We start from the raw sequence: 26,120 nt of genomic DNA, 5'->3' as shown, positions 1-26,120 counted from the left end.
ACGACGGCGCGTAGGACAGCTATGGCGAGGTCTCCGGTTCATCGTCACGCGGATCGTCCAGTGGCCAGCCGGCGACGGCCAGGCGCTCCCGGACCCGCTCGACGTCCTGCGGCAGCGGCAACTCGTCAGTGATTCCGGTGATGAGGACGCCGATGTCGACGTGGTCGAACTCACCACGATCCATCAGATCCTGGGCCACCGTCCTGACTTCGTCACTGGTGAGCCTGCGGGTCAGCAGGGCCAGTAGCGGCACCCGATCGGCGCCGGGCACTCCCTCGGGGTACCCGGCATTGAGCCACGCCACGATCTTGGCGAGAAATCCGTTCACTTCTCAGAACTCCCCGCCGGGCGGCGGTTCCGCCCGGCTTCATGACAGATCGATCGTAATGGTGACCCCGAGGATGGGCCTCCTCGAGCGCTGCGGGCCGACGAAAGGCAGCGCAATCGGCGAACGCATCGGGCCGCCTAGATGAACAGTGGATGAACGGATTCTGTCAGCCGGCGTTTGCCCAGGTAACCCGTCGAACTTGCCCGCCTGTCGGCTGGTCAAACTTGCTGAGAATCGCACAGAATGAGCGCCATGAGCGCAGAGCTGATCATCCTCGTGTTGTTGATCGCCACGGCACTGGCCTTCGACTTCACGAACGGCTTCCACGACACGGGGAATGCCATGGCGACGTCGATCGCCACGCGTGCGCTCAAGCCGAAGACGGCGGTCCTGCTCGCCGGCGTGCTGAACCTCGTCGGCGCCTTCCTCTCCGTCGAGGTGGCGCTGACCGTGACGACCTCGGTGCTGAGGATCCAGGACACCAAGACCGGCACGCTGCTGCCGAACATCGATGCCTCGACGGGTTTGACGATCATCTTCGCCGGCCTGATCGGCGGCATCCTGTGGAACCTCCTGACCTGGTTGTTCGGCATCCCCTCGAGCTCGTCGCACGCCCTGTTCGGCGGCCTCATCGGCGCGGGTATGGCCGCCGTCGGGCTGGCCGGCGTCAACTGGGCGGGCGTCACTCAGAAGGTGCTGATCCCCGCCGTCGCGGCCCCTCTGATCGCCGGCCTCGTCGCGGCCTGCGGCACGTGGCTGGTCTACCGGATCACTCGCAAGGTCGTGAAGAAGCGCCGTGAGGATGGCTTCCGCTGGGGGCAGATCGCCACGGCATCGCTGGTCGCGCTGTCGCACGGCACCAACGACGCGCAGAAGACCATGGGCGTCATCGCGCTCGCGCTCATCACCACCGGCCATCTGACGGGTGATGTCAAGGAGGACGGCCTGCCGTTCTGGATCATCGCGTCCTGCGCGCTGGCCATCGGACTCGGCACCTACCTCGGTGGCTGGCGCGTCATCCGCACGCTGGGCAAGGGGCTCGTCGAGATCGAGTCCCCGCAGGGCTTCGCCGCCGAGGCGTCCTCCGCGGCCATCATCCTGAGTTCCAGCGCCGCGGGTATGGCGCTGTCCACCACGCACGTGGCGACCGGCTCGATCCTGGGCAGCGGAGTCGGAAAGCCCGGCGCCCAGGTGCGCTGGGCCGTCGCCGGCCGCATGGCGCTGGCCTGGCTCGTCACGCTGCCCGCCGCGGGCATCGTCGGCGCGCTGGCCTTCTGGCTGTCGCACTCGGTGGCCGGCTTCACCACGCAGCTGGTGGGCGACGGGCTGATCTTCCTCATCCTGGTGGGCCTGTCGTTCTACATGTGGTGGCGCGCCCAGCAGCAGAAGGTGGACAGCTCCAACGTCAACGCCGACTGGGATGACTCCACCAACTCGGTGATCCCCGCCGATGTCCGCGAGGCCGCCGTCCCGCCCAAGGACCCCGCCGTCACGCCGAAGGACTCGGCCGCCGTCTGATCCGGCTGACCACCCACTAATGAAGGAAGCGTTGAAGTGATCTATCTGGAAAGCGTCTTCACGGTGCTCGTGGTGGGCCTGATCCTCGGGGCGGGGCTGCCGGCGATGTTCGCCTACGGCCTGGTGGCCTATTCGGCGGGTGCGGGCAATACCGACGCCGACGGCACCACACACGCTCCCAACCCGGTGCTGAAGTACTTGGGGCTGCTGCTGTTCGCGTTGGTCGCGGCGGTCATCGTGATCGCGCTGCTGTGGATCACACGCACCACCATCGAGCACCACTTCGGATTCAATCCCGTCCCCTTCATCCCGGCGAAGTAAAGGCGTAATCGATGGCAGACAACCAGGGCCTCATGGACAACGTGCTCGCGTGGCTGCACGAGGGCTATCCGGAGGGTGTGCCGCAGAAGGACTACTTCCCGTTGCTCGCGCTGCTGAAGCGGTCGCTGACGGAGGATGAGGTCATCAGTGCGGCGCAGTCGATTCTGAGGTCCACCGACGCCGACACCGTCACCGAGGCCGAGATCCGCAGGGCCGTGCACGCCGTTATCGAGAAGGAACCCAACCCCGAGGAGATCCATCAGGTCGCGTCGCGGCTCGCCTCGGTGGGATGGCCGCTGGCCACGCCCGCTCGCTGAGCACTTTCCCGGTCAGCTCCTGGCGTCGCGTCGCAGCGGATGGGTCTCGGGGACCTGGACGAAGATCAGGGTGACGCCGTCGGGGTCGGTCACGTGCATCTCGTGCAGACCCCACGGTTCTTGGCGGGCCTCCCGGGCGATCGGCACGTCGCGGCTCTGTAGTTCGGTCTGCGTCGCGTAGACGTCGCGCACCTGTAGCCACAGCGCGCCGGGGAACGGTCCTGCGTCGTGGTTGTGCTCACCGTGGCCGGCCAGTTCGATCAACGACTGCCCGGCGTAGAACACCGTGCCGCCACCGTATTCGCGGGCGATGGCCAGACCGATGTCGTCGCGGTAGAACGTCACCGACCTCTGGTAGTCCGCCGGCCGGAACAGGACGCGACTGGCGAGAATCTCCACACCGTCGGTTCTAACACACGGTCGCGGCTCGCGTGTCAGGCTCCGGATTCGGCGGCGATGCGATAGCCCCGCACCGCGATTGGCCCGAACACCGCCATCAGCCCGATAACCCAGGCCACCGACTGCAGCACGGGCCACAGCGTCGGCCCGCCCTCGGAAAGGCCGCGCATCGCCTCGATGGCCGGCGACATCGGCTGAGCGGCCACCACCGGCTGCAACCAGCCGGGGAACACATCGATCGGCACCATGCCGGAGTTGAAGAACAGCAGCAGGAAGCACACCGCCGACAGGCCAGTGATGATGTTCTTGCCGCCCGCCTGCACACCGACGGCGATGATGACCGTCGCGAAGCCGATCACCATCAGCACCGGGATGAGCACGAATCCGATTGCGGCAAGCCAACCCTGGTTCAGGCGCAGCCCCATTGCGATACCGACGGCGGTGATGGCGATCGCGCCGACGAGCGCGCGTCCCGCCTCGGCCAGCAGGCGACCCGACAGTGCGCTGGCCCGGTGCACCGGCAGCGCCCACAGCCGGCTCATCAGCCCCGAGCTGCGTTCGTCGGGCAGCGATGCACCCGCGCCGATCGCACCGAACATCGCGCCGACGATCGCGCACATGGGCACCAGCCCGTAGAGGCTGTTGCTGCCGGTGAGGTTGATGACGGACTCGCCGATCACCAACTTGTAGACGACCAACAGGAACGTCGGGAAGATGAGCGCCTGCACCAGGACGACGGGTTCGCGTGTCCAGCGACGCAGCAGCCGGCCGGCCTGCAGGCGATTCTGCTGGGCGAACGTGCTCGCGTACTCGGTCTGGGTGCTCACACGTTCCTCCGCTGCATCCGTAGCGCGATCCCGCCGAATGCCACCAGCAGGCCTGCGCACCACGCCAGGGTGACGAGCAGTGCGCCGCCCTGCACATCGCCCCCAGCCAGATCGCGCAAAGTGCCCGCGATCTTCGAGACCGGTTGGTAGGAAACGAACCATCCCAGCCAGCCCGGGAAGGCCGCGGTGGGTGCGATACCCGTCGAGAGCATCACCAGCAGCAGTTGCGGGATCAGCAGAGTCTGCCCGGCAGCCTCGGCATTGGTGGCCACCGATCCCAGCGCGTCGGCGCCCAGTGACAGCGCCAACGACAGCACAAGGGCGATGGCGCAGAACGCCAGGGCGTGCCCGAGGTGGCCCTCGAACCGGAAGCCGAACACGTAGCCGATGGCAATCGACGCGATAAGTGCGGCGCTCGCGCGGATCAGCGCCGACAGCATCCGCGCGGTGACAGGGACCAGTGCCGAGATGGGCAGGCTGCGCAGTCGAATGCCCATGCCGCTCAGATGATCTCGCGCGGCCCGGTCGGCCGTCGTCATCGCGGTGAAGATCATCGCCTGCACGACGATCACCGGCAGGATGTACTGCGGGTAGCCGATGTCGCCCGTATCGATGACGTTGCGCAGCGTGACGTTGAAGCACAGGAAGAACGCGATCGGACCGCCTATGGCGAAGATCAGGTCGCCGTCGCGCACGGTGTCGAGCACCGACCGCTCGGTCAGGGCGCGAAGAGCGCTCACGCTCCTGTGTCCTGCACTGGCGCCCCGGTCAACGTGAAGAACACCTGATCCAGCGATGGCTTACGCAGCGACACGTCGTTGAGTTCGACGCCAATGTCGTTGACCCGCCGCAGCACATCGGTCAGCGTCGCGACGCCGTCGGGAGCGGGCACCGACACGGTTCCGCCGTCCTCGTCGGTCTCCAGCCCGGCCCCTGCGACCCCCAAGCCGGCCAGCGCGGTGGCGATGCGCGGCACGTCGGCGAGGTTGGCCGGGGTGACCTGGCAGAAGGTGCCGCCGACCTTGTTCTTGAGCTCCTCGGGGGTGCCGTCGGCGATGACCTGGCCGCGGTCGATGACGACGATGCTGTCGGACAGCGCATCGGCCTCCTCGAGGTACTGCGTCGTCAGCAGCGTGGTGATGCCCTGGTCGGACAGCGAGCCGACCAGGTCCCAGACCTCGCGGCGGCTCCGGGGATCCAGGCCTGTGGTCGGCTCATCGAGGAACACCACCTTCGGCGGCACGACCAGCCCGCAGGCGATGTCGACGCGCCGTCGCATACCGCCGGAGTACGTCGTCACGCGCTTATCGCCGGCGTCGGACAGGCTGAACGTCGCCAGCATCTCGTCGGCGCGTTCGCGGGCCTGTCGGCGGTCCATACCGCGCAGCCGTGCGAACAGGACGAGGTTCTCGCGGCCGGTGAGCAATTCGTCCACGGCGGCGTACTGACCGGTGAGGCCGATAGCGGCACGGACCCTCTTGGCCTGCTTCACGACGTCGAACCCGGCGACCGTGGCCGTACCGCCGGACGGCTGGGTCAATGTCGAGAGGATGTTGATCGTGGTGGTCTTGCCCGCGCCATTGGGACCAAGCACGCCGAGGACCGAACCCATCGGCGCGGAGAACGTGACGCCGCGAAGAGCCTGATGGTCGCCGAACCGCTTGGTGACGGCGTCGAGTTGGATCGCTAGGTCAGGCACGCGAAGAGTATGGCAGCCTAACCTAACTAATCATCCCCCGGGCTGGACGCGCTGGCGCTTCATCACCGCGTCGACGGCGGCGGGCGCGAAGCTGTTGACGATGCCCGCGGTGAGCGCCATCCGCGGTGCGATCCGCAACGGCTGGTGTCGCGCCGCGGTCACCATCCAGTCGGCGGCCTCCTCCGCGCTCAGCCCGGGAAGCCCGTCATAGGCACGCGTCGGCGCGATCATCGGCGTCTTCACGAGCGGATAGAACAGCGTGGTGGCGTGCACGCCGTCGGCGGCCCACTCGGTCTCGATCACCCGGCTCACGGCGGTCAGCGCGGCCTTCGAGGCGTTGTACACCGCGAACAGGGGAGAGGACTCGCTCAGCACGCCCCATGTCGAGACGTTGATGACGTGGCCGTCGCCGCGTTCCCGCATACCGGGGCAGAACCCCCGGATCAGGCGCAGCGGGCTGTAGTAGTTCAGCGTCATCGTGCGTTCGACGTCGTGCCAGCGTTCCAGCGACTCGGCCAGCGGCCGGCGGATGGAGCGGCCGGCGTTGTTCACCAGCACGTCGATACCGCCATAGCGCTTCTCGACTCCTGCCACCAGGTCATCGACGGCGTCGAGGTCGGACAGGTCACACGCATACGCCGACGCCTGACCGCCCGCGGCGGTGATGTCATCGACGACGCCGTCGAGAAGTTCCTGACGGCGGGCCACCAGGATCACGGTGGCACCCGTCTGCGCCAGCTTGCGCGCACCCGCCTCGCCGATACCCGATGAGGCGCCGGTGACAAGAATGCGTTTGCCCGCCAGTTCGATATCGCGTCTTGGCCCGAGCAGTTGTTCGGTGATCGAAGGGCGCATGCTGGTCAGCAGCAGGCTCTCGGAGAGGCGGCGCAGCGGGTTCTTGCTCACGGCCACCGAGCTTAGGCCGTTGGGCCGTGACCACCTGCTCGCGGTGCCCGCCAGCGGCGCACCGTCATGACTCGGCGCGCGGTGCGGGACGTAACACGCAGCGCGCGTAGCCAATCCAGCAGATCGTCGTGACAACCAGGGCGATCGCGACGACGACCTGCGGCCCCGACGCGACCGCGATGCCCACGGCATCACGGCCGGGTGCACGCCGGTCCGCGACGGGCATCAGCATGAACGGCATGAGTCCGCCGGCGAACGTGGCCATCGAACCGATGACCGCGATGCCGAACGACTCCCGCAGTGCTCCCCAGATCATGACGGCCGCGGGTATGAGGACCAGCAGCGCCAGCGGCAGCGGTCGCAGGCTCGCGTCGACCTCACCCGAGCGCGTCCACGCGCCCCACCCCGCCATGTCGGCGGAGCCGTTGACCCCGGCGGCGTGGAACCACGGCAGCGCGATGCCCGCGACGATGATGGCCACGCCGAGGACGGCGATCACCCACTTGGTGACGGTGGTTTCGATTTCGATGCTCGGACCCTTCCAAGCTTGGAGCGATTTCGGCGCGTTTTCCGTCGCTCCGCGAACGAAACCGCGCCGAAATCGCTAGAAGTAGCGGGGTGATTGCGACCAGTCGGGGTCACGCTTCTCTAGGAACGCGTCCCGGCCCTCGACGGCCTCGTCGGTCATATAGGCCAACCGGGTCGCCTCCCCGGCGAAGATCTGCTGGCCCACCAGGCCGTCGTCGAGAAGGTTGAACGCGAACTTCAGCATCCGGATCGCCTGCGGCGACTTGCCGTTGATCTCGCGGGCCCATTGCAGCGCCACGTTCTCCAGCTCGGCGTGATCGACCACCTCGTTGACCGCGCCCATCGCGAACATCTGCTCGGCGGTGTAGGGGCGGCCCAGGAAGAAGATCTCGCGGGCGAACTTCTGACCGGTCTGCCGGGCCAGGTAGGCGCTGCCGTAGCCGCCGTCGAAACTGCCGACGTCGGCGTCGGTCTGCTTGAACCGGGCATGCTCGCGGCTGGCCAGCGTCAGATCGCACACCGCGTGCAGGCTGTGCCCGCCGCCGGCGGCCCACCCGTTGACCAGGCAGATGACCGGCTTGGGCATGAACCGGATGAGGCGCTGCACCTCGAGGATGTGCAACCGGCCGGCCTGGGCGGGATCCACGGTCTCCGCGGTCTCGCCCGACGCGTACTGGTAGCCGGTGCGGCCGCGGATGCGTTGGTCGCCGCCCGAGCAGAACGCCCAGCCGCCGTCCTTCTGCGACGGGCCGTTGCCGGTGAGCAGGACCACGCCGACATCCGGTGACATGCGGGCGTGGTCGAGCACCCGGTAGAGCTCGTCGACGGTGTGCGGCCGAAACGCGTTGCGCACCTCGGGGCGGTCGAACGCGATGCGGACCGTCGGTTGCGGGACGCCGTCGGCGACGTGCCGGTGGTAAGTCAGGTCGGTCAGGTCGAAACCTGCGACGGGTCGCCACTGTGACGGGTCGAACGGATTGTCGGTGCCTGCGGTGTCGCTCACGAAGACGACCTTAAGGGCCGTCCGGGTTTCACAGGAAGCTCCTAGGGGTACTAACTGGCCGCAACGGCGCGTACGTCGCGCCACGAACTAGGAGGACCAGGATGAAGCGGTCAGCAGGGGTATTGGTTTCGGGCGTGATTGCCGGCCTGATGCTGGTGGGATGCTCGCCGTCGGTCCAGGGTGGAGACACCAAGTGCAAGGACTTCGTGGGTGCCGACGAGAAGACCCAGAACGAGGCGATCAACAAGATGCTGAAGGACGAGAAGGGTGCGGACCCGGCATCGCTGGAGATCACCGGCACACGGTTGTCGGTTCAGGCGTTCTGTCAGACGACCGGCAAGCAGGACAGCACCATCAAGGAGGCCCCGCACCTCTGAGTGCAGGCCGGGGCTAGAGTGCGATGCCCGCCGAGGTCAGCGCCCTGACGAGGCCGTCGGGTCGCTGATCGGTGGGCAGGGGGTCGACGAGTGCGAACCGGCAGCCGAGCGCGCGGGCGCCACCGTCGGCCTCCTCACTGTCACCGACCATCAGCGTGTCCTGCGCTGGCGCCCCCAGCGCCGTGAGTGCCGTCTGGAAGATCTCCGAATTCGGCTTGACTGCACCCCCTTCGAATGACAGCACGAACTCGTCGACGACCTCGAGCACGCCGAGCCGCGCGAACGCCGGCCGCACATCGAAGGCGATATTGGACACCACCGCGATCCGGATGCCCTTGCGGTGCAAGCCGGTGAGCACCGTGGCGGTGTCGGGGTAGGCCGTCCAGCTGGCCGGGTCGATGAGAAGTTCGTAGAGCGCCTCGGCCTGGTGATCGGCGACCCCGGACTCGCGAAGCACATGCAGGTAGGCCTCGCGGTGCAGATGCGGTTCCAGATCCCGGTTCATCCAGTTGCGGTACTGCTCATCGTTCATGTCGACGGAGCGTCCGGTGGGTGCGGTCAGCCGCCGCATCAACTCGGCCTGCACATGACCGTCGACGACCTGCTCATCGACCTTGATGCCGGCGAACCAGCTGTCGTCCTCCTCAAGTCGGAAGAGCGTTCCAGAGAAGTCGAAGAGTACCGCGCTGATCATGCCCTTGCCCTATTCGCCTTGTCCGCCAAGATGTCTCGTTCCGCTTCGTTGTCGGTGAGCGCCGCTGCCGCGTCGAACTGGGCGGCGGCCTCATCGCGTCGTCCGATGCGCGCCAGTAGTTCGCCCCGGACGCTGGGCAGCAGGTAGCTGCCGTCGAGTCCGGTGATGCCGTCGACGATCGCCAGCGCGGTCTGGGGGCCGGAGTCCATCGCGACGGCGACCGCCCGGTTCAGTTCGACCACCGGGGACGGCGACATCTGCAGCAGGCCGTCGTACAGTGTGACGATGCGCGCCCAGTCGGTGTCGGCCGTGGTCGGTGCGACGGCATGACACTCGGCCAGTGCGGCCTGCAGTGCGTAGGGGCCCCAGCCGGTGCCGTTGCGCTGCAACGCCGTAGCGGCCCGCTCGAGTGCCGCCACGCCCCGGTTGATCTGCGCGCGGTCCCACCTGGTGCGGTCCTGATCCTCGAGCAGGATCGGCCTGCCACCGGCATCGGTGCGGGCGGCGAACCGTGAGGACTGGAACTCCATCAGCGCGACCAGTCCCTGCGCCTCGGCGCGCTCGGGTACCAGGGCGGCGAGTGCACGTCCCAGACGCAGTGCCTCGGTGCACAATTCGTCGCGAATCCAGCGCTGGCCGAAGGACGCCGAGTAGCCCTCGTTGTAGATGAGGTAGATGACGCTCAGGACAGCCGACAATCGTGTCGGGTACTCCGATGGGTCGGGCACCTCGAACGGGGCGCCCGCGTCGCGCAGGGTCTTCTTGGCCCGCACGATGCGCTGGGCGATGGTCGCCTTCGGCACCAGGAATGCCTGCGCGATCTCCTCAGTGGTCAGACCGCCGACGACGCGCAGCGTCAGCGCGATCTGATTCTCTCGCGACAGCGCCGGGTGCGCCGAGATGAAGATCAGCCGCAGCACGTCATCGTCGATGCGGTCGGGATCCCATGCCAGTTCCGTGTGGCTTTGCGTTTGCAGGTCGCGGGCCAGCGCGGTGTACCTGGTATCCAGGCGATCCTGCCTGCGCCACTGGTCGACGGCCTTGCGCTTGGCGACGGTGGTCAGCCAGGCACCCGCATTGCGCGGCACGCCGGATGTGGGCCATTGCGCGAGCGCGTCGACGAGCGCTTCCTGAGCCAGGTCCTCCGCGAGGCCGACGTCGCCGACAGCGCGGGTCAGCGTTGCGACGATCTTGGCCGCCTCCATGCGCCACACCGCGTCCACGGTCTGCTGGACGTCGGCGGCGCTCACGCCCACCATTGTGCCGCGCAGGCGGTTAGACGTACCGGTTGCGTCCCGCCAGGGCGCCTGCGCACATCTGGACGACGTAGACCGAGAGGAACATCGCCCAGGGCAGCGTCCACCCGTGTGAGACGTCATGAAGCAGGCCGAACAGGAAGGGGCCGATGGCCGCGATCAGGTAGCCGAATCCCTGTGCCATTCCGGACAGTTGCACGGTGTCCCCGGCGTTTCGCGAGCGCAGCGCGATCACCGCCAGTGCCATCGAGAAGACGCTCATACCGATGCCGATCAGGATGCTCCACAGGATCGGTTGTGCCGCCGGTGCGATCATCAGGCCGACGGCCCCGGAGATGCCGAGTGCGCCGAGTCCGAGGATCCATCCGCTCTGGCTGGAGCTGCGCGCGGCCAGCGGCGTGAGCACCAACGCGACCGGCACCCCGATCAGCGATGACAGGCCTACCAGGATTCCCGCCTGCAACTTGTCGATCCCGTTGTCGATGAAAACCTGTGGCAGCCAACCCATCACGATGTAGGCCATGAAGGACTGGCAGCCGAAGAACAGGGTCACGGTCCAGGCCAGCCGGCTGCGCAGTAGCGACCGGCGCTCACCTGACGGCTGGGTGCTGAGGACCCACGCGCCGCGGTGGCGTCGCGAGGCCGGTATCCACGCCACCAGGGCGATGATTGCGACGACGGCCCAGAGCGCCAGGGCTGGGCGCCAACCGCCGACCGGTTCCTCCAGACCGGGTGTCACCGCGGACCCGAGCGCGCCACCACCCTGTAGGGCGGCGGTGTAGATGCCCGTCATCAGCCCGACCCGGGCGGGAAAAGATCCCTTGATGACGACGGGGATCAGCACGTTGACCAGGGCGATGCCCGCGCATGCGATGAGCGTCGCGCCGATCATGAGGTGCGGCCCGTCGGCGACGCGCAATGCCAGGCCCGTGGAGAGTGCCACCAGCGCCGCCGAGATGGTGCGGCCAAGGCCGATCCGTGACGACAGCCAGGGGGCGGCGAGGCCTGCGGCGGCGAAGCACAGCGCGGGCAGCGTGGTGAGCAGGCCCGCCCACGTCGCCGAGACGCCCAAGTCCGCGCGCATATCGTCGAGCAGCGGTGCGACGCTCGTGACGGCGGGTCGCAAGTTCAGTGCGGTGAGGACGACGGCGACGGCCAGCAGCACGCCGCCGGCGATGGCGGGGACCCGGCTGGTCTCGATCTCCGAGGCACCGTCGAGTTGGAGGGTCAGCTCGGTCGCGTAGTCGTCGTGACCGCCGTCTGTCCCTTTGCCCTGCTTGTCACCGTGCACGCTGCTAGGATCGCATACATCCCATGATTGGTTGAAAGGATGTCCCTGTGGCATTGAGCACTGCGCGCCGTTCGGGCCTGGTCGACCAGGTCATCGAGCAGATTCGGCAGACGGTCGCCGCCGGGGAGTGGCCGGTCGGCGGGCGCATCCCGAACGAGGCCGTGCTGGTCGAGTCCCTCGGGGTGGGCCGCAACACCGTGCGTGAGGCGGTCCGGGCCCTGGCGCACGCGGGCATCCTCGAGGTCCGACAGGGTGACGGCACCTACGTCAGGGCCACGAGCGAGGTGTCGGGCGCGCTGCGCCGGCTCTGCGGCGCCGAACTGCGCGACGTCCTCCAGGTGCGTCGTGGCCTTGAGGTCGAGGGCGCCAGACTCGCCGCGGCCAACCGCACCGACGCCGACATCGCGCAACTGCGGACCCTGCTCGATTACCGCGACGAGTGCGTACGCGACGGGCGCACCGACGAGTTCGCGCGCGCCGACGTGGAGTTCCATCTGGCTGTCGTCGCCAGCTCGCACAACCCGATTCTGACCGAGCTGTACCGCGGGCTGATAGAGGTCATCACGGCCAGCATTGCGAGCACACAGGAGACGCCGGTGCATATCGTCGACCACGGCGTGCTGCTCGACCACATCGTGGGCGGCGACGTGGATCTGGCCGCCCACACGGCGGGGGAGCTGCTCGACTGCATCCTCGCGGGGCTCTGCGGCGCCTGAATAATCAGTTTCCCGCCGCGTGTCCAGCGTGGACAATCGGCGCGTGAACAACACATCCCTGTTTTGCGGCACGGCACTCGCGCAGCGCATCGAAGTAGCCGAGGCCAAGCTCATCGTCGCCGCGACCGAGGCCGCGGGCCGGCGGGGCGCCCAGGGGATGGTGCTGCCCGTGGCCGGCGGCTTCGCGTGTTTCGCCGATGACGGCTCGCCGATGAACAAGGTCGTCGGCGTGGGCTTCAACGGAGTTCCCGACTCCGCGGAGCTGGATCAGATCGAACGGACGCTGTCCGATTGTGGCGTTCCCGTCCAGGTCGAGCTGTCCAATCTCGCCGACCCCGAGGTCGCAGCGGTGCTGTCCGATCGCGGCTACCGGTTGATCGGGTTCGAGAACGTACTCGGGCGTTCCCTGCTGATCGAGCCGGAGGCGCCACTCGACATCGACGTGCGGAAGCGCACCGACGATGAATTCGACGCGTGGGTCGCCATTTTCACCGAGGGCTTCGCCAATCCTGACGGCGAGGGCGTGCCCGACCTCGACGATTTCCCCCGAGATGTCGTCGCGAATGCCATGCGCGACATCGAGAAGGCAGGCGCGACAAACTATGTCGCGCTGTGCGATGGGGTGATCGCCGGAGTCGGCAGCGTGCGTCTGACCGACGGCATCGCTCAGCTCACCGGTGCTGCCACCGCTCCGGCGTTTCGGCGCCGTGGTGCGCAGTCAGCGCTGTTGACCGCGAGGTTGCGCGACGCCGCTGCGGCGGAGTGCGATATCGCCGTGGTCACCACCGCCCCGGGCTCACGGTCGCAGAAGAACGTGCAGAACAAGGGTTTCCAGCTGCTCTACACCCGCGCCGTGATGGTCAAGGCGCCCGAAGCGCACTAGCCCACCGCGCGGCCGGAACCCTCCCAGAACTGCGCGCGGACGGCCTTCTTGTCGGGCTTGCCCAGCGCGGTCACCGGCACGGAGTCGACGACGATCACCTGCTTGGGCGCCTGCACCGAACCCTTGCGGTCCTTGACGGCGGCCTGGATCTCGGAGGTCATGATCGCGACGGCCGCGTCGTCGGTCGCCGCGTCGGGGCGGAGCACCACAACGGCAGTGACGGCCTCGCCCCACTTCTCATCCGGTGTGCCGATCACGCAGACCTGTGCGATCGAGGGGTGTTCGGCGACAACGTCTTCCACCTCCCGCGGGAACACGTTGAACCCGCCGGTGACGATCATGTCCTTGGTCCGGTCGACGATGTACCAGAACCCGTCCTCGTCCTCGCGGGCGAGGTCGCCGGTGTGCATCCAGCCGTCGCGGAACGTCTCGGCGGTGGCCTCGGGCAGCTTCCAGTACCCGCCGCACAGCAGCGGCCCGGAGACGCAGATCTCGCCGACCTCGCCCTGGGGTACCGGGTTGCCGTCCTCGCCGAGCAGTGCGGTCCGCGCGAAGAGCGTCGGGCGCCCGCACGAGGTGAGCCGCTTCTCGTCGTGATCGCCCTTGGCCAGGTAGGTGATGACCATGGGTGCCTCGGACTGGCCGTAGTACTGGGCGAAGATCGGCCCGAACCGCCGGATCGCCTCCGCCAGGCGCACCGGGTTCATCGCGGATGCGCCGTAGTAGACGGTCTCCAGTGACGACAGGTCGCGGGTGTGGCTGTCGGGGTGGTCCATCAGCGCGTAGATCATCGACGGCACCAGCATCGTGGCGCTGATCTTCTGCTCCTCGATCGTCCGCAGCACCTCTGCCGGGTCGAACTTGGAGAGCACGATCATCTCGCCGCCCTTGACGATGACCGGCGTGAAGAACGCCGCGCCCGCGTGCGACAGCGGCGTGCACATCAGGAACCGCGGGTTCTCCGGCCACTCCCACTCGGCGAGCTGAGCGGTGGTCATCGTGGTGATCGACTGCGTCGTACCCATGACGCCCTTGGGCCTGCCCGTGGTGCCGCCGGTGTAGGTCATACCGCCGATGTGGTCGAGCGGCAGGTCCGCGGCCTGCAGTGGCTGGGGCTCGTAGGTGGCCGCCTCGGCCGCCAGATCGACGGCCACACCGGCCAGCGCCTGCGGCACGGGGCCGATGGTCAGGATCTGCTTGAGCGAGGGCACCTTCTCCAGCAGGCCAAGCGCGCGCTCGGTGAACATCGGGGTCGGGTCGATGATGAGCGACGTGACGCCCGCATCGGAGAGCACGAACGCGTGGTCGTCGAGCGAACCGAGAGGGTGTAGTGCGGTGCGGCGGTAGCCCTGCGTCTGGCCGGCACCGATGATCATGATGACCTCGGGGCGGTTCAGCGATAGCAGACCCGTCGCGGTTCCGGTGCCCGCGCCGAGCGCCTCGAATGCCTGAATGTACTGGCTGATGCGCTCGGAGAGCTGTCCGCCGGTGAGCGTGGTGTCGCCGAGGAAGAGGACCGGCCTGTCCCGGTTGCGCTTGAGCGCGCCGACCGTGAGGTGTCCGGAGTGCAGGGGATGTCTCAGCAACGCGTCGGTCATGGCTTCAGATTAGAACGTGTTACAGAAATAGTTACAAGGGCCGCCCCGCGTCAGACGTCGACTTGGGCGCGCAAACCCGCGCTCACCGCGGGTTTGCGCGCCGAAATCACTCAGCGACCGGCAGCCTTGCGAGCCTGGACGGCGATCTTCTCGGCCAGGTCGGCCTTCCACTGGATCTCCTTCTCGATCCACGGGTTGTCCATCGGGAACTCGTCGGTCTCCGACACCCGACGCACCTCGAGCTTCACGCCGGGGCCCAGCGGCACCTTGCGCGCCCACTGCTTGGCCTCCTCCTTCGAGGAGACGTCAAGGATCCAGAAGCCGTTGAACAGCTCCTTCGCCTCGGTGTAGGGGCCGTCGGTGATGACAGGCGGGTCGGCGTTGAAGTCGACGACGAAACCCTCCTCGGGTCCGGTCAGACCCTCACCGGCCAGCAGCACACCGGCCTTCACGAGTTCCTCGTTGAAGCGGCCCATCGACTCGATGATCTCGTTGAAGTCGACGTTCTCGTAGGCGGCCTCGGCCTCGGGGGTGGACCGCATGATCAGCATGTAGCGCGACATTCTTCTGTCTCCTTCTGCTCGGTTGAAGGGGCATCTCCATCGTGCCCTCGTGACTACGTCGAACGGCAACACTCGAAATCGACACGGCGGTGAACTTTGTTTCGCAAGGATTTTCCCAATGCCGCCGATAGGATCACCCAATGCCCGCTGACCTGGTGTTATTCGGTACCGTGCTCACCGTCGACGACGCCCGACCGACCGCGCAGGCGCTCGCTGTCACCGACGGCCGCATCGTGGCGGTGGGGGAGCGGGCGGACGTCGAGAACCTGGTTGGCCCCGACACCGAGGTGGTCGACCTGGGCCAGCGGTGCGTGATGCCGGGGTTCGTCGAGGCGCACGGGCACCCGCTGATGGAGGCGATCGTGCTCGCCGACCGCATCGTCGACATCCGGCCCGTCACGATGGCGCGCGCTGATGACGTCGTGGCCGCCATCGCGCGAGAGGTCGCCGCCCGCGGGGCGGACGGCGCCTACCTCAACGGCTGGGATCCGCTGTTGCAGGAGGGTCTGCCAGAGCCGACGCTGGCGTGGCTCAACGGGCAGGCACCCGACACCCCGCTCGTGATCGTGCACAACTCCGGGCACAAGGCGTACTTCAACTCCGCGGCCGCGCAGCGCAACGGACTGAACCGCGACACCCCGGACCCGAAGGGCGCGTCGTTCGGACGCGATGCCGACGGTGAACTCGACGGCACGGCGATCGAGACCGGCGCGGTGTTCTCACTCATCGGTGACGCGGTCGACCCGAACGGCTACCCGGCGATGCTGCTCGCCGAGTGCGCGCGGCTCAACCGCGCCGGGCTGACGACGTGTTCGGAGATGGCCTTCGATCCGATGTTCCGGCCGATGCTGGCGAAGCTGCGGGGCGATGTCACGGTGCGGCTGCGCACCTACGAGATGTCGACGGAGCAGATGACGACCACCGAGGCACTGGCCAACGGTGACGACATGGTCAAGCAGATCGGCATCAAGATCTGGGTCGACGGGTCGCCGTGGATCGGCAACATCGACCTGACGTTCCCCTACCTCGACACCGACGCCGTGCGCACCATCGGGGTGACGCCCGGATCGTGCGGGCACGCCAACTACACCCGCGAGCAGTTGGAGGAGATCGTCGCCGCCTACTACCCGCTCGGGTGGCAGATGGCGTGCCACGTGCACGGTGACCGTGGCGTGGACACCATCCTCGACGTGTACGAGCAGGCCATCGCCAAGCACCCGCGTGACGACCATCGGCTGCGCCTCGAACACGTCGGCGCCATCACGCCCGCACAGCTGCAGCGCGCGCACGACCTCGGTGTCACGTGCAGCATCTTCGTCGACCACATTCACTACTGGGGCGACGTTCTCGTCGACGGGCTGTTCGGTCCCGAGCACGGAGAGACGTGGATGCCGGCGGGTTCGGCCGTGGCCACCGGCATGCGGATCTCACTGCACAACGATCCGCCGGTGACACCTGAGGAGCCGCTGCGCAATATCAGCGTCGCCGTCACCCGGCTGGCGCCGAGCGGGCGGGTGCTGGCCCCGCAAGAGCGCATCACCGTCGAGCAGGCCATCCGTGCGCAGACGATCGACGCGGCGTGGCAGTTGTTCGCCGATGACGTCCTCGGCTCCCTGGAGGTCGGCAAGTACGCCGATCTGGTGGTGCTGTCGGCCGACCCGCGCGCGGTGCCTGCGCAGGACATCGCCGATCTCGACGTCGTCGCGACCTACCTCGCGGGCAAACAGGTTTTTGCTAAAACCGCCTGATCGCGACGTAGTTCTGGCACGCTCTCGGCCATGTCGGACGTGGACCCAAACTGCTCCTCGCGTGCGCTCCCAGAACCCCGATTCCTCGATGAGCGCGTGGCCCACTGGGCCAAGACCAAACCCGATGACGACGCGATCACCTACCTGGGTCGCACGTGGACGTGGTCGCAGTTCCACGACCGCATCCGGCGGCTCGCGGGTGCGCTGGCGCAGCGTGGCATCTCGCGTGGCGACGTCGTGGCATTCCTCGACAAGAACCACCCCGCCTGCGTCGAGCTGACGATCGCCGCGGCCTCGCTCGGCGCGGCCACTGCCATCATCAACTTCCGGCTGGCGGCCGACGAGATGGACTACGTGCTCAACGATTCCGGCGCCAAGCTGCTTATCGTCGGGTCGGAGTTCGCGGAGGGCATCGACAGGATTCGCGACAAGCTCACGGCGGTGACCGAGATCGTGGTGGTGAGCCCGGAGGGTGAGGACGGCGACGGGTACGAGGCGATGCTGGCGGCGGCAACACCGGTCGATCGCTCACCCGACGTGCAGTCCGATGACGTCGCCATCATCATGTACTCCTCGGGCACCACAGGCCGGCCGAAGGGTGTTGCGCTGACCCAGGCCAACGTCATCGCGCACACCATCAACGCGTTCGAGGGCTGGACGCTGGGGCCCGAGGACAAGAGCCTCGTCGCGATGCCGCTGTTCCACGTCGGCGGCACCTCCTACATGCAGTTCGGCCTGCACAACGGCGCGCCGACGTACATGACGCGTGACGTCGACGGCGCCGCACTGGCTGGCGGCATCCTGGCTGGCGCCAACCGGACGTTCCTGGTTCCCGCCGTGCTGGCGAAGGTGCTGGAGTCGGGTGAGGACGCGGTGAAGCTCTTCGGCGCGTTGAAGACCTACGCCTACGGCGCGTCGCCGATGCCGTTGCCGCTGTTGCGTTCCGCGCTGCAGGCGTGGCCGGACACCGAGTTCATCCAGGTGTACGGGCTCACCGAGGTGTCCGGCGTGATCAGCCTTCTCGGTGGCGACGACCACCGCTCCGGGGACGAGGACCGGATGGTCAGCGCGGGCAAGGTCATCTCCGGCGCGGAGGTTCGGGTTGTCGACCCCGACACTCTCGAGGATGTCGCCGATGGTGCCCAAGGCGAATTATGGTTCCGGACACCGCAGTTGATGAAGGGTTACCACGGTAAGCCGGAGGCGACCGCTGAGGCGATCACATCCGAGGGCTGGTTTCGCACCGGTGACATCGGCCGGGTCGATGCCGACGGCTTCATCTTCGTCGAGGACCGGCTCAAGGACATGATCATCACCGGTGGCGAGAACGTGTACTCCATCGAGGTGGAGCGCGTGCTGGCTGAGCATCCCGCCATCGTCGAGGTCGCGGTGATCGGTGTGCCCGACGACAAGTGGGGCGAGGCGGTGAAAGCCATTGTCGCACTTGAGGGTGAGGCGACCGATCAGGAGATCATCGGTTGGGCGCGCGAGCGACTGGCCGCCTACAAGTGCCCGAAGACCGTCGACATCGTCGATGCGCTGCCGCGCAACCCCACCGGAAAGATCCTCAAGAAGGACCTCCGCAAGCGGCACTGGGAGGGCCGCGACCGCGCCACCATCTGAATCACGTTGAGATAACGGGGATTCGGACCGACGCTGACCCTGCACCTCCGTCAGTGCCTGGCAGCTATTCATCAGCGTCATCCGGGTGACGCTGAAAATTCTTGATTGTTGCGGCGTGCCGGTCAGAGTCTTATTGAACTCTGCCTCGCGCCACTGGCCGCGGATGAGTAGCCGTGCTTCCAGACCCACGGGGCAGCGTCCTCGAGCGCACCCCGATGGGGCGCCGTGCCGATGTATCCGAGATCTCCGGTGCCGTTGTCTATCTGGCCTCGGACGATGCCTCCTTCACCACCGGAGCAGTCCTTGCTGTGGACGGCGGATACTTGGCGCGTTGAACACGGACGACGTCACTGCATCGCGGCTACCGCTTGCGCGTGGAGGCGACCTGCGCGATAGGACGATCTGACCAGCGGGCCCGACATCACGCCGAGGAAGCCGATCTCGCGCGCGGCCGACTCGAGCATCACGAATTCGTCGGGTGTGACCCACCGCTCCACCGGATGGTGGCGCACCGAGGGGCGCAGATACTGGGTGATGGTCATGAGTTGGCATCCCGCCCCGTGCAGGTCAGTCAAGGCTTGGATCACCTCCTCGGTGGTCTCACCCATGCCAAGGATCAGGTTGCTCTTGGTGACCAGGCCGAAGTCGCGGGCAGCGGTGATGACGTCGAGGCTGCGCTGGTAGCGGAAGGCAGGCCGTACCCGCCTGAAGATGCGTGGCACGGTTTCGACATTGTGTGCCAATACCTCCGGACGTGAATCGAAGACCTCTCCGAGCTGTTCGGGGATGGCGTTGAAGTCGGGGATCAGCAACTCGACACCGGTTCCGGGGTTGAGCCTCTTGATCTGTCGGACCGTCTCGGCGTACAGCCAAGAGCCGCCGTCGGGCAAGTCGTCGCGCGCAACTCCGGTGACGGTGGCGTAGCGCAAGCCCATGGTGGCCACCGACTCGGCAACGCGTCTGGGCTCGTCGAGGTCCAACGTCGTCGGCTTGCCGGTATCGATCTGGCAGAAGTCACACCGCCGGGTGCACTGGTCACCGCCGATCAGGAACGTCGCTTCGCGGTCCTCCCAGCACTCGAAAATGTTGGGGCAACCCGCTTCTTGGCACACGGTGTTGAGTTTGCGCTCCTTCACCTGGCTCATCAGCTCTTGGTACTGCGGGCCGGTGCGTGCCGTTACCTTCATCCACGGGGGCTTGCGTTCGACGGGTGTCTGGGCGTTGCGGACCTCCAGGCGCAGAAGTCGACGCCCTTCATTGTTGACCGACATGGTGCTCCTTGCGCGGAAGATGTGGTGGCGGACGTCGAATGGGCGCACGTCATCGGGATTGGAAGTCTCAGCGAGACAGTTGAATTGGGCGGGGCATCACACGGTTGCCAGAGGGGCCCTAGGAAGATCGCGCGTGTGCGGTCACGGCGACGACACCATGCAGGATGCCAAACGATCAACGTTCTTGGCAAGGTTGGGCGCAGCGTCGACGGTGTCTGAAGTTCGGTAGTGACAAACTATGGCGGGGTGTGTAGCGTCACGCACCACAACTGAATACGCCGTTGATGCGCAGCGGGAGAACCTCCTTCGGGAGGCGCCGTAGGAGCAATTTCCTCCCCAGGAATCTCTCAGGCCCCAGCACCGCCGCGCAGAGGCAACTCTGGAGAACAGCACCGGTCTCACGGCCGGTACTTACCGAAGGTGTAGAGCCCGCCGAGACGGCGCGCGCAGACTCTCAGGTTTCAGGACAGAGCGGGGAGGTGTCCTTTTAGCGATGTCCGGTGCGGTCCGGGCACTGTCGAAACCGGAGCCACCTCGTGTCAGCCAGTTCTCGCCACACGGCGCAAATAACCGCCTCATCAGGCGATTTCCCCTCCCGGCACATCGGTCCGTCCGCGTCGGCGACGCACTACATGCTCGACACGCTGGGCTACCCGTCCCTCGATGAGCTGATCGACGCCGCCGTACCTCAGCAGATCCGAAACCGCGAGGTCATGCACCTCCCCGCGGCGCGATCAGAACAGCAGGTCCTGGAGGATCTGCGCGCACTGGCCGAGCAGAACCGCTCCCGCGTGCAGATGATCGGGCTGGGCTATCACGACACCATCACCCCGGCAGTTCTTCGACGCAACATGCTGGAATCGCCGGCCTGGTACACCGCCTACACCCCGTACCAGCCGGAGATCTCGCAGGGCCGCCTCGAGGCACTGTTGACGTTTCAGCAGGTCATCGAGGATTTGACGGCACTGCCGCTGGCGGGAGCATCGCTGCTCGACGAGGCGACCGCCGTGGTGGAGGCGATCCTGCTCATGCGTCGCGCCAACAAGGCCAAATCCAACGTGGCCCGGGTCGTCGTCGACGCCGAATGCCTGCCCCAGACGTTGGCCGTGGTCCGTGGCCGAGCCGCCGCCGTCGGCATCGATGTCCACGTCGCCGACCTCGGCGACGGCCTACCCGATGGGGACCTGTTCGGCCTCGTGCTGCAGGCTCCTGGTGCCAGCGGGGTGGTCCGAGACCTCGAGCCGCTGATCACCGCTGCTCACCAGCGTGGCGCGCTGACGGCCGTCGCCGCCGATCTGCTGTCGCTGACCCTGCTGGTCCCGCCCGGCGAACAGGGCGCCGATATCGCGGTGGGCTCAGCGCAGCGCTTCGGTGTGCCGCTGTTCTTCGGTGGACCGCACGCGGGTTACATGGCGGTGCGCGACGGTCTTGAGCGGATGCTGCCAGGACGGCTGGTGGGTGTCTCGATCGACGCCGACGGAGCCCCGGCCTACCGGCTCACTCTGCAGACTCGCGAACAGCACATCCGACGTGACAAGGCGACCAGCAACATCTGCACCGCGCAGGCCCTGCTGGCCAACGTGGCGGCGATGTACGCGGTCTACCACGGCCCAGAAGGGTTGCGCGCCATTGCTGAACGGGTGCACCACCATGCTAGGTCGATCGCGACGAGCCTGCATGCTGCGGGACATGACATCGTGCACGACGCGTTCTTCGATACCGTCCTGGTTCGCGTGGCCGGCCAGGCACGTGACATCGTCGAACGTGCCGAACTCGCCGGTATCAACCTGCGTTTGGTCGATGCGAACCACGTCGCGATCGCCTGCGACGAGTGCACCACCGATCAGGTCGTGGCCAAGGTCAACGCCGTGTTCGGTGGCCGCGAGCCGCTCGCCCCGGAGTGGCAGCTGCCGAGCGCCGCGCTTCGCACCACGGCCTACCTGCAGCACAACGTGTTTCACGCACACCGCTCCGAAACCGCCATGATGCGCTTCCTGAGGAAGCTGTCGGACAAGGACCTCGCGCTGGATCGGACGATGATCCCGCTGGGCTCGTGCACGATGAAACTCAACTCCGCCGTCGAGATGGAGCCGATCAGCTGGCCGGGCTTCGCCGGTGTTCACCCGCATGCACCTCGGGATCAGACGCTGGGCTACCAGAAGCTGATCGCCGACCTGCAGACCTGGCTTTCCGAGATCACCGGATACGACAACGTGTCGTTGCAGCCGAATGCCGGTTCGCAAGGCGAACTCGCCGGGCTGCTGGCGATCAAGGCCTACCACGACAGCCGTGGTGAATTCGACAGGGACGTGTGCCTCATCCCGCAGTCGGCGCATGGCACCAACGCCGCCTCGGCGGTCCTGGCCGGAATGCGGGTCGCCGTGGTGGCCACCGCCGCCAACGGCAACATCGACTCGGACGACCTGCAGGCCAAACTTGCCGCTAGCGAGGGCCGCGTCGCGGCGATCATGCTGACCTACCCGTCGACGCACGGAGTCTACGAAGAGGACGTCCGCACCGTCTGTGATCTCGTCCACCGGGCCGGCGGGCAGGTCTATGTCGACGGGGCCAACCTCAACGCCCTGGTGGGTCTGGCCAAGCCGGGTCAGTTCGGCGGCGATGTGTCACATCTGAACCTGCACAAGACGTTCTGCATACCCCACGGCGGCGGTGGACCAGGCGTGGGCCCGGTTGCCGTGCGCGCGCACCTGGCCCCATTCCTGCCTGGAGACCCGCTGGGCGACGGCACTGCGGGGAGTCCGATCTCGGCGGCGAACCACGGCTCGGCGGGCATTCTGCCCATCACATGGGCCTACATCGCGCTCATGGGCGCGGGCGGTTTGACCGACGCGACGAAGATGGCGGTGCTGACCGCCAACTACGTTGCCGCGCGGCTCAATCCACACTTCCCGGTGCTCTACACGGGGCCCACCGGTCTGGTGGCGCACGAGTGCATCCTGGATCTGCGCGCACTGACCAAGCAGACCGGCGTCACCGCCGAGGACGTAGCGAAGCGGCTGATCGACTACGGGTTCCACGCCCCGACGCTCTCCTTCCCGGTGAACGGGACGCTCATGGTCGAACCCACCGAGTCCGAGGATCTCGGCGAGCTCGATCGGTTCATCGACGCCATGATCTCGATCCGCGGCGAGATCGACAGCGTCGGGGATGGCGTGTGGCCACTGGAACGCAGCCCCCTGCGGCAGGCACCTCACACCGCGGAGCAGATCGTGGCCGATGACTGGGATCTGCCGTACTCGCGCCGACTCGCCGCCTTTCCCGTGACGTCCTTGCGGGCAGCGAAGTACTGGTCGCCGGTGCGGCGCATCGACGGCGTGCACGGCGACCGCAACCTGGTCTGCTCCTGCCCGGCGCCGGAAGCGTTTGAGAGCAATACCGTTTCGACTCCGACCTCTGACCTCGAGGAAGTCCTCGTATGACCACTAGTACCTCACCAGCGTCCCCGTTGCTCGCCGAACACCAGGCGCTGAACGCCCACTTCACCGACTTCGCCGGCTGGCAGATGCCGTTGAAGTACGTCAGCGAGCTCGCCGAGCACAGAGCCGTCCGATCCACCGCAGGGTTGTTCGATCTGTCGCACATGGGCGAGATCTACATCCGGGGCGCCCAAGCCGACGCCATGCTCGACCACGCCTTGGCCGGTGAGTTGTCCAAGGTCGCCGTCGGTAGGGCGAAGTACTCCCTGCTGTGCGACGCCGCGGGCGGAGTCGTCGACGATCTCGTCGTCTACCGGTTGGCCGACGACGAATTCCTCGTCGTCGCAAACGCATCGAACGTCGCCGTGGTGTCCGCTGAACTAGCCGACCGGGTGAAGGGGTTCGCGGCCGAGATCGACGATCAGTCGTCCCAGACCGCGCTGCTGGCGGTGCAGGGGCCGAAGTCCCAGGACATCGTCACCCAACTCATGCCGTCGGAGCAGGCGGAGCTCGTCGGAGACCTGAAGTACTACGCCTCGACACCGGCGACGGTGGCCGGGATCGACGTCCTGCTGGCCCGCACCGGCTACACCGGCGAAGACGGCTTCGAGTTGTACGTGCCTAACCACCAGGCGGTCCCGCTGTGGCAGGCACTGCTGGCGACCACCACCAAGCACGGTGGCACCGCGGCAGGGCTCGCGTGCCGCGACAGTCTCCGCCTGGAGGCAGGCATGGCGCTCTACGGTCACGAACTGACCCGCGACACCAACCCCTTCGAAGCCGGACTGGGGCGAGTGGTGAAGCTGGACAAGCCATTCGTCGGCAGGGACGCATTGCAGCAAGCCTCCGAGGCGCCGATCGTTCAGAGACTCGTCGGGCTCACTGGCACTGGCCGGCGCGCCGCGCGCGCCGGCTACTCGGTGTTCGGCAGCGGCGACGCGCCGGCCGGCACCGTGACGTCGGGCGCACTGTCCCCGACACTGGGCTACCCCATCGCACTGGCCTACGTGGACACCGCGCTCGCTGAACCCGGCACCGAAATCAGCGTCGACATCCGCGGCGCCAGGCAGCCCTTCACCGTCGTGCGCACCCCGTTCTACCGCCGGTCCTGACGACCGACGTCCACAACCCCTTCAAGGAGACCGCATGTCCAACACCATTCCCGACGACCGTAGCTACACCGAAGAGCACGAATGGGTTTCGCTGCTGCCTGGCGCCGATCTGCCGGATGTGCCGGTCAGGGTCGGAATCACCTCGGTCGCGGCGGAATCTCTCGGCGAACTCGTTTACGTCGAGCTGCCCGAGGTGGGTAGTGAGATCGTCGCGGGCGAGTCGTGCGGGGAGGTCGAGTCCACCAAGACGGTGTCTGAACTGTATCCGCCGGTCAGCGGCCGGGTGACCGAGGTGAACGAAGCCGTGCAGAACGACCCCAGCATCATCACCGCAGACCCGTACGGCGAGGGCTGGCTGTTCACCGTCGACGCAACCGCCACCGGAACGCTGCTGACCGCCGCCGAGTACGCGGCCAAGAACGAGGCGACGGCATGAGCGTCCTGGATCAACCACTGGCAGAATACGATCCCGACGTCGCTTCGCTAATCGACAAGGAACTGGAGCGCCAGCGCACCGGCCTGGAGATGATCGCGTCGGAGAATCACGCGCCGCTGGCGGTCATGCAGGCACAAGGTTCAGTGCTGACCAACAAGTACGCCGAGGGCTACCCGGGCCGGCGCTACTACGGCGGCTGCGAACACATCGACGGTATCGAGCAACTCGCGATCGACCGCGTCAAAGCACTCTTTGGCGCCGAGTACGCCAACGTGCAACCGCACTCGGGCGCCACCGCCAACGCTGCGGTGATGCACGCGTTGATCAAGCCCGGCGACACAATTCTGGGCCTGTCCCTGGCACACGGTGGCCACCTCACCCACGGCATGAAGATCAACTTCTCCGGCAGGCTCTACGACGTCGCGGCCTACGGTGTCTCGGAGAAGGACTATCTCATCGACATGGACGAGGTCGCTGCCGTGGCGCGCGAACGGCGCCCGCAGCTCATCATCGCTGGCTGGTCGGCCTACCCCCGACATCTGGACTTCGCCCGGTTCCGTGAGATCGCCGATGAGGTCGGCGCCTACTTGATGGTCGACATGGCCCACTTCGCGGGCCTGGTCGCCACTGGTCTGCATCCCTCGCCGGTGCCCCATGCGCACGTGGTCACTTCCACGACGCACAAGACCCTCGGCGGTCCGCGCGGCGGCATTATCCTGACCAATGACGCCGACATCGCCAAGAAGATCAACTCGGCGGTGTTCCCCGGCCAACAGGGAGGGCCTCTGGAACACGTGATCGCCGGCAAGGCAACGGCATTCAAGATGGCCGCCGAGCCCGAGTTCGTCGAACGGCAGCAACGCTGCCTTGACGGGGCGAAGATCATCGCCGAACGCCTCAGCGGCGCCGACGCCAAGGAGGCCGGGGTCAGCGTGGTCACCGGCGGCACCGACGTCCATCTGGTCGTGGTCGACCTGAGAGACGCCGCCATCGATGGACAGCAGGCCGAGGATCGCCTCGACGCCATCGGGATCACGGTCAACCGCAACGCGGTGCCCTTCGATCCCCGCCCGCCAATGGTGACGTCGGGTTTGCGTATCGGCACCCCCGCGCTGGCTGCCCGGGGCTTCGGCGCCGACGGCTTCACGATCGTCGCAGACCTGATCGCGCAGGCACTCGTCGCCGAGGAGGGCACCGACACTTCCGATCTCGCCGCTCGAGTGCGATCGCTGGCAGACGACTATCCGCTCTATCCGGAGCTGTAAGGCC

27 protein-coding genes and 1 riboswitch are annotated in these 26,120 nt (G+C 67.0%); of the genes, 13 read left to right on the top strand and 14 right to left on the bottom strand.

Going from position 1 to position 26,120, the window contains the following annotated elements; all coding sequences use genetic code 11:
* Window positions 1-19: 19 nt before the first annotated feature.
* Window positions 20-328 (bottom strand): DUF3349 domain-containing protein, encoded by a 309-nt coding sequence (locus ACZY0X_RS02520; RefSeq protein WP_463768014.1) that lies wholly within the window; start codon window positions 326-328, stop codon window positions 20-22.
* Between the two features lie 252 nt (window positions 329-580).
* On the opposite strand from ACZY0X_RS02520, the gene ACZY0X_RS02515 reads away from it, so the two are divergent.
* Genes ACZY0X_RS02515 through ACZY0X_RS02505 form a run of 3 tightly spaced genes read left to right on the top strand, consistent with a single transcriptional unit; the run spans window position 581 to window position 2,484 of the window.
* Window positions 581-1,846: an anion permease gene (locus ACZY0X_RS02515; protein WP_463768013.1), complete on the top strand. Its 1,266-nt coding sequence runs from the start codon at window positions 581-583 to the stop codon at window positions 1,844-1,846.
* A gap of 36 nt (window positions 1,847-1,882) precedes the next feature.
* Window positions 1,883-2,167, top strand: a complete 285-nt coding sequence (locus ACZY0X_RS02510) for a hypothetical protein (RefSeq protein WP_241401080.1) — start codon at window positions 1,883-1,885, stop codon at window positions 2,165-2,167.
* Between the two features lie 11 nt (window positions 2,168-2,178).
* Window positions 2,179-2,484 (top strand): DUF3349 domain-containing protein, encoded by a 306-nt coding sequence (locus tag ACZY0X_RS02505; protein ID WP_463768011.1) that lies wholly within the window; start codon window positions 2,179-2,181, stop codon window positions 2,482-2,484.
* A 12-nt stretch (window positions 2,485-2,496) separates the two neighbouring features.
* Here ACZY0X_RS02505 and ACZY0X_RS02500 read toward each other — a convergent pair whose 3' ends face one another.
* The 7 genes from ACZY0X_RS02500 to ACZY0X_RS02470 all read right to left on the bottom strand — a co-directional run bounded on the left by ACZY0X_RS02500 (window position 2,497) and on the right by ACZY0X_RS02470 (window position 7,846).
* Window positions 2,497-2,883: a VOC family protein gene (locus ACZY0X_RS02500; RefSeq protein WP_463768010.1), complete on the bottom strand. Its 387-nt coding sequence runs from the start codon at window positions 2,881-2,883 to the stop codon at window positions 2,497-2,499.
* Window positions 2,884-2,918: 35 nt separating this feature from the next.
* The gene (locus ACZY0X_RS02495) at window positions 2,919-3,710 is read right to left on the bottom strand and encodes an ABC transporter permease (RefSeq protein ID WP_463768009.1); all 792 of its coding nucleotides are present in this window, start codon (window positions 3,708-3,710) and stop codon (window positions 2,919-2,921) included.
* A complete protein-coding gene (locus ACZY0X_RS02490) occupies window positions 3,707-4,450 on the bottom strand; it encodes an ABC transporter permease (RefSeq protein WP_463768008.1) in 744 nt (247 codons plus the stop codon). The genes ACZY0X_RS02495 and ACZY0X_RS02490 overlap by 4 nt, the downstream gene beginning before the upstream one ends.
* Window positions 4,447-5,409, bottom strand: coding sequence for an ATP-binding cassette domain-containing protein (locus ACZY0X_RS02485; protein ID WP_463768007.1), 963 nt, complete (start codon window positions 5,407-5,409; stop codon window positions 4,447-4,449). Before ACZY0X_RS02485 ends, ACZY0X_RS02490 begins: the two co-directional genes overlap by 4 nt.
* Before the next feature lie 30 nt (window positions 5,410-5,439).
* Window positions 5,440-6,315 carry an SDR family oxidoreductase gene (locus ACZY0X_RS02480; protein ID WP_463768005.1) on the bottom strand — a complete coding sequence of 292 codons (876 nt, stop codon included), beginning with the start codon at window positions 6,313-6,315 and terminating at the stop codon, window positions 5,440-5,442.
* A gap of 64 nt (window positions 6,316-6,379) precedes the next feature.
* Window positions 6,380-6,814, bottom strand: a complete 435-nt coding sequence (locus tag ACZY0X_RS02475) for a hypothetical protein (RefSeq protein ID WP_463768004.1) — start codon at window positions 6,812-6,814, stop codon at window positions 6,380-6,382.
* A gap of 105 nt (window positions 6,815-6,919) precedes the next feature.
* The gene (locus ACZY0X_RS02470; RefSeq protein WP_463768003.1) at window positions 6,920-7,846 is read right to left on the bottom strand and encodes a 1,4-dihydroxy-2-naphthoyl-CoA synthase; all 927 of its coding nucleotides are present in this window, start codon (window positions 7,844-7,846) and stop codon (window positions 6,920-6,922) included.
* Between the two features lie 101 nt (window positions 7,847-7,947).
* Here ACZY0X_RS02470 and ACZY0X_RS02465 point away from each other — a divergent pair, with 101 nt between their 5' ends.
* Window positions 7,948-8,223 carry a hypothetical protein gene (locus ACZY0X_RS02465; protein WP_463768002.1) on the top strand — a complete coding sequence of 92 codons (276 nt, stop codon included), beginning with the start codon at window positions 7,948-7,950 and terminating at the stop codon, window positions 8,221-8,223.
* Between the two features lie 13 nt (window positions 8,224-8,236).
* On the opposite strand, the gene ACZY0X_RS02460 is transcribed toward ACZY0X_RS02465, so the two are convergent.
* The 3 genes from ACZY0X_RS02460 to ACZY0X_RS02450 are packed head-to-tail and all read right to left on the bottom strand — an operon-like array spanning window position 8,237 to window position 11,404.
* A complete protein-coding gene (locus tag ACZY0X_RS02460) occupies window positions 8,237-8,917 on the bottom strand; it encodes an HAD family hydrolase (protein ID WP_463768001.1) in 681 nt (226 codons plus the stop codon).
* On the bottom strand, window positions 8,914-10,176 hold the full coding sequence (locus ACZY0X_RS02455) for an RNA polymerase sigma factor (protein WP_463768000.1): 1,263 nt from the start codon (window positions 10,174-10,176) through the stop codon (window positions 8,914-8,916). Before ACZY0X_RS02455 ends, ACZY0X_RS02460 begins: the two co-directional genes overlap by 4 nt.
* A 16-nt stretch (window positions 10,177-10,192) precedes the next feature.
* Window positions 10,193-11,404 (bottom strand): CynX/NimT family MFS transporter, encoded by a 1,212-nt coding sequence (locus ACZY0X_RS02450; RefSeq protein ID WP_463768738.1) that lies wholly within the window; start codon window positions 11,402-11,404, stop codon window positions 10,193-10,195.
* A gap of 107 nt (window positions 11,405-11,511) precedes the next feature.
* Here ACZY0X_RS02450 and ACZY0X_RS02445 point away from each other — a divergent pair, with 107 nt between their 5' ends.
* Together ACZY0X_RS02445 and ACZY0X_RS02440 are read left to right on the top strand one after the other, a co-directional pair.
* Window positions 11,512-12,180, top strand: coding sequence for a FadR/GntR family transcriptional regulator (locus ACZY0X_RS02445; protein WP_463767999.1), 669 nt, complete (start codon window positions 11,512-11,514; stop codon window positions 12,178-12,180).
* Window positions 12,181-12,223: 43 nt separating this feature from the next.
* Window positions 12,224-13,063, top strand: a complete 840-nt coding sequence (locus tag ACZY0X_RS02440) for a GNAT family N-acetyltransferase (protein WP_463767998.1) — start codon at window positions 12,224-12,226, stop codon at window positions 13,061-13,063.
* On the opposite strand, the gene fadD8 is transcribed toward ACZY0X_RS02440, so the two are convergent.
* Together fadD8 and ACZY0X_RS02430 are read right to left on the bottom strand one after the other, a co-directional pair.
* Window positions 13,060-14,661: a fatty-acid--CoA ligase FadD8 gene (fadD8, locus tag ACZY0X_RS02435; RefSeq protein WP_463767997.1), complete on the bottom strand. Its 1,602-nt coding sequence runs from the start codon at window positions 14,659-14,661 to the stop codon at window positions 13,060-13,062. The two genes, ACZY0X_RS02440 and fadD8, sit on opposite strands and share 4 nt — an antisense overlap.
* A gap of 110 nt (window positions 14,662-14,771) precedes the next feature.
* Window positions 14,772-15,224 carry a YciI family protein gene (locus ACZY0X_RS02430; protein WP_463767996.1) on the bottom strand — a complete coding sequence of 151 codons (453 nt, stop codon included), beginning with the start codon at window positions 15,222-15,224 and terminating at the stop codon, window positions 14,772-14,774.
* Between the two features lie 140 nt (window positions 15,225-15,364).
* Here ACZY0X_RS02430 and ACZY0X_RS02425 point away from each other — a divergent pair, with 140 nt between their 5' ends.
* The 3 genes from ACZY0X_RS02425 (at window position 15,365) to ACZY0X_RS02415 (ending at window position 18,930) form a co-directional block, all read left to right on the top strand.
* The gene (locus tag ACZY0X_RS02425) at window positions 15,365-16,972 is read left to right on the top strand and encodes an amidohydrolase (protein WP_463767995.1); all 1,608 of its coding nucleotides are present in this window, start codon (window positions 15,365-15,367) and stop codon (window positions 16,970-16,972) included.
* Window positions 16,973-17,002: 30 nt separating this feature from the next.
* On the top strand, window positions 17,003-18,595 hold the full coding sequence (locus ACZY0X_RS02420) for a long-chain-fatty-acid--CoA ligase (protein WP_463767994.1): 1,593 nt from the start codon (window positions 17,003-17,005) through the stop codon (window positions 18,593-18,595).
* Window positions 18,596-18,768: 173 nt separating this feature from the next.
* The gene (locus ACZY0X_RS02415) at window positions 18,769-18,930 is read left to right on the top strand and encodes an SDR family oxidoreductase (protein WP_463767993.1); all 162 of its coding nucleotides are present in this window, start codon (window positions 18,769-18,771) and stop codon (window positions 18,928-18,930) included.
* Window positions 18,931-18,942: 12 nt separating this feature from the next.
* On the opposite strand, the gene lipA is transcribed toward ACZY0X_RS02415, so the two are convergent.
* Entirely contained in the window at window positions 18,943-19,866 is a 924-nt protein-coding gene (gene lipA / locus ACZY0X_RS02410; protein WP_463767992.1) for a lipoyl synthase, read from the bottom strand.
* A gap of 282 nt (window positions 19,867-20,148) precedes the next feature.
* Window positions 20,149-20,239, top strand: a riboswitch (glycine riboswitch).
* Window positions 20,240-20,498: 259 nt separating this feature from the next.
* Here lipA and gcvP point away from each other — a divergent pair.
* Genes gcvP through glyA form a run of 4 tightly spaced genes read left to right on the top strand, consistent with a single transcriptional unit; the run spans window position 20,499 to window position 26,116 of the window.
* The gene (gene gcvP / locus ACZY0X_RS02405) at window positions 20,499-23,306 is read left to right on the top strand and encodes an aminomethyl-transferring glycine dehydrogenase (RefSeq protein ID WP_463768737.1); all 2,808 of its coding nucleotides are present in this window, start codon (window positions 20,499-20,501) and stop codon (window positions 23,304-23,306) included.
* A complete protein-coding gene (gcvT, locus tag ACZY0X_RS02400) occupies window positions 23,303-24,415 on the top strand; it encodes a glycine cleavage system aminomethyltransferase GcvT (protein ID WP_463767991.1) in 1,113 nt (370 codons plus the stop codon). Before gcvP ends, gcvT begins: the two co-directional genes overlap by 4 nt.
* Before the next feature lie 34 nt (window positions 24,416-24,449).
* Window positions 24,450-24,851, top strand: a complete 402-nt coding sequence (gene gcvH, locus ACZY0X_RS02395; RefSeq protein WP_463767990.1) for a glycine cleavage system protein GcvH — start codon at window positions 24,450-24,452, stop codon at window positions 24,849-24,851.
* The gene (gene glyA, locus ACZY0X_RS02390) at window positions 24,848-26,116 is read left to right on the top strand and encodes a serine hydroxymethyltransferase (RefSeq protein ID WP_463767989.1); all 1,269 of its coding nucleotides are present in this window, start codon (window positions 24,848-24,850) and stop codon (window positions 26,114-26,116) included. Before gcvH ends, glyA begins: the two co-directional genes overlap by 4 nt.
* Window positions 26,117-26,120 lie beyond the last annotated feature (4 nt).

This window comes from Mycobacterium sp. IDUB_39 (genome assembly GCF_055419205.1).
The sequence above is the reverse complement of the archived record's forward strand: the minus strand, read 5'-3'. Positions and strand labels throughout refer to the sequence as shown.

Coding starts and splice junctions, on each gene's coding strand:
- ACZY0X_RS02515 (WP_463768013.1), top strand. CDS start 581: ATGAGCGCAGAGCTGATCATCCTCGTGTTGTTGATCGCCACGGCACTG.
- ACZY0X_RS02505 (WP_463768011.1), top strand. CDS start 2,179: ATGGCAGACAACCAGGGCCTCATGGACAACGTGCTCGCGTGGCTGCAC.
- ACZY0X_RS02460 (WP_463768001.1), bottom strand. CDS start 8,917: ATGATCAGCGCGGTACTCTTCGACTTCTCTGGAACGCTCTTCCGACTT.
- ACZY0X_RS02425 (WP_463767995.1), top strand. CDS start 15,365: ATGCCCGCTGACCTGGTGTTATTCGGTACCGTGCTCACCGTCGACGAC.
- gcvT (WP_463767991.1), top strand. CDS start 23,303: ATGACCACTAGTACCTCACCAGCGTCCCCGTTGCTCGCCGAACACCAG.
- gcvH (WP_463767990.1), top strand. CDS start 24,450: ATGTCCAACACCATTCCCGACGACCGTAGCTACACCGAAGAGCACGAA.
- ACZY0X_RS02465 (WP_463768002.1), top strand. CDS start 7,948: ATGAAGCGGTCAGCAGGGGTATTGGTTTCGGGCGTGATTGCCGGCCTG.
- lipA (WP_463767992.1), bottom strand. CDS start 19,866: ATGTCGGTCAACAATGAAGGGCGTCGACTTCTGCGCCTGGAGGTCCGC.
- ACZY0X_RS02420 (WP_463767994.1), top strand. CDS start 17,003: ATGTCGGACGTGGACCCAAACTGCTCCTCGCGTGCGCTCCCAGAACCC.
- gcvP (WP_463768737.1), top strand. CDS start 20,499: ATGCTCGACACGCTGGGCTACCCGTCCCTCGATGAGCTGATCGACGCC.
- ACZY0X_RS02430 (WP_463767996.1), bottom strand. CDS start 15,224: ATGTCGCGCTACATGCTGATCATGCGGTCCACCCCCGAGGCCGAGGCC.
- ACZY0X_RS02455 (WP_463768000.1), bottom strand. CDS start 10,176: ATGGTGGGCGTGAGCGCCGCCGACGTCCAGCAGACCGTGGACGCGGTG.
- glyA (WP_463767989.1), top strand. CDS start 24,848: ATGAGCGTCCTGGATCAACCACTGGCAGAATACGATCCCGACGTCGCT.
- fadD8 (WP_463767997.1), bottom strand. CDS start 14,661: ATGACCGACGCGTTGCTGAGACATCCCCTGCACTCCGGACACCTCACG.